Genomic DNA, 1,986 nt, shown 5'->3' on the forward strand with positions numbered 1-1,986 from the left:
CCAGTCCACCAGCACCTGCCTCCGTTCCGTGTCGGACAGCAGCGACGCGGAGGCCAGCGGGGCCTCGGGCCGGGAGACGAGAGCCTCCACGAGGGCGCGGAAGTGCTCCGCCATCCGGGCGATGGTCTCCGGCTCGAACAGGTCCGCGTTGTAATCGAGCGGGCCGGAGTAGCCATCGGCCGAGCGCCACAGGTTGAGCTCCAGCTCGAACTTGACCGGCTTGTCCTCCACCTGCATTCCCCGCAGGGACAGCCCCGGCAGGCGGAGCGTCGGCATGGGCGCGTTCTGCAAGGCGAACATCGCCTGCATCAGCGGCGGGCGGCTCAGGTTCCGCTCCACCCGGAGCGCCTCCACCAGCCGCTCGAAGGGCACGGACTGATGGGCGAAGGCGCCGAGCGTCGTGTCACGCACCTGGGTCAGCAGCGAGCGGAAGGTGTCCGTGCCGGACAGCCGCGCGCGCAGCGGCAGCGTGTTGACGAAGAAGCCAAGCACGCCCTCCAGCTCGCCACGCTCCCGCCCCGCCACCACGGAGCCGACGAGGACGTCGGACTGGCCCGTGTAGCGGCCCATCAGCAGCTGGAAGGCGGCCAGCAGCGCCATGAACGGCGTCACGCCCTCGCGGCGGCAGAGCGCCTCCAGCGCGTCGGAGAGGTCCGCCGGCAGGCTCACCCGGCTGGACGCTCCGCGGGACGTCTGCACCGCCGGGCGGGGCCTGTCGGTGGGCAGCTCCAGGGTGCGGGGGGCTCCGGCGAGCTGCTCGCTCCACCAGCGCAGCTGCTCGTCCAGCACGGCGTCCCGCAGCCAGCTCCGCTGCCACGCCGCGAAGTCCGCGTACTGAACCGGCGGCTCCGGCAGCGGCGAGGGACGGCCCTCCGTGAAGGCCGCGTAGAGCTGCGCCAGCTCCCGCACCATGACTCCCAGCGACCAGCCGTCGGAGACGATGTGGTGCACGTTGAGGACCAGCACGTGCTCCCGCTCCGCCAGCTTCAGCAGCTCCGCGCGCAGCAGTGGACCCCGGGACAGGCTGAACGGCCGCAGGGCCTCCTCGCGCACGCGGCGCAGGGTTTCCTCGTGCCGCTGTGCCGCGGGGACCGACGACAGGTCCGTCACCACCGGCTTCACCGGCGTGGAGGGGTGGATGACCTGCACGGGGCCGCCCGGGCCCTCGCGGAAGGTGGTGCGCAGGGCCTCGTGCCGCCGCGCCAGCTCCGTCAGCGCGCGCTCCAGGGCGCTCACGTCCAGAGTGCCTTCCAGCGCGAGGATGCCCGGCAGGTTGTAGAGCGCGCTGTTCGGGTCGAGCTGGTCCAGGAACCACAGGCGCTGCTGCGCCAGGGACACCGGCAGGTCGCCCGTGCGAGGCACCGGCACCAGCGGAGGAATCTGGGGGCCCTGGCCCGCCAGCACCGCCCGGTCCACGCGCACCGCCAGCTCGGCGAGCGTGGCCGCGTCGAAGAGGTCGCGCAGCGGGAACTCCACGCCGAAGGCGGCGCGGATGCGGCTGATGGCCTGGGTGGCCAGCAGCGAATGTCCACCCAGCTCGAAGAAGTTGTCGGACAGACCCACCTGCTCCACGCCGAGCACCGCGCTCCACACGCCGGCCAGCAGCGTCTCCGTCTGCGTCCGCGGGGCGACGAAGTCCGGGCGTCCGGTGGACATGGCGAGGCCCGGAGCGGGCAGGGCCTTCCTGTCCACCTTGCCGTTGGAGGTGAGCGGCAGGGCCGGCAGCACCACCACGGCCGAGGGCACCATGTACTCGGGCAGCGTCTCCTTGAGGGCGGCGCGCAGCGCGACGCTGTCCGTCTGGACTCCGTCGCGCGGCACCACGTAGCCCACCAGGCGCTTGCCGCCGGGTCCGTCCTCGCGAGCCACCACCACGGCCTCGCGCACGGCGGGCAGCTTCGCCAGTGCTGCTTCCACCTCACCCAGCTCGATGCGGAAGCCGCGCACCTTCACCTGCGCGTCGGCGCGGCCGACGAACTCCAGCGT

Annotated in this window: 1 protein-coding gene; it reads right to left on the reverse strand. The window is 72.9% G+C overall.

Annotated elements, in window-relative coordinates:
• The coding region (locus K8638_RS44100; protein WP_223760795.1) for a condensation domain-containing protein at window positions 1-1,986 on the reverse strand (1,986 nt) is incomplete at both ends.

The organism is Myxococcus sp. RHSTA-1-4, assembly GCF_020037125.1.
GTDB lineage: Bacteria > Myxococcota > Myxococcia > Myxococcales > Myxococcaceae > Myxococcus.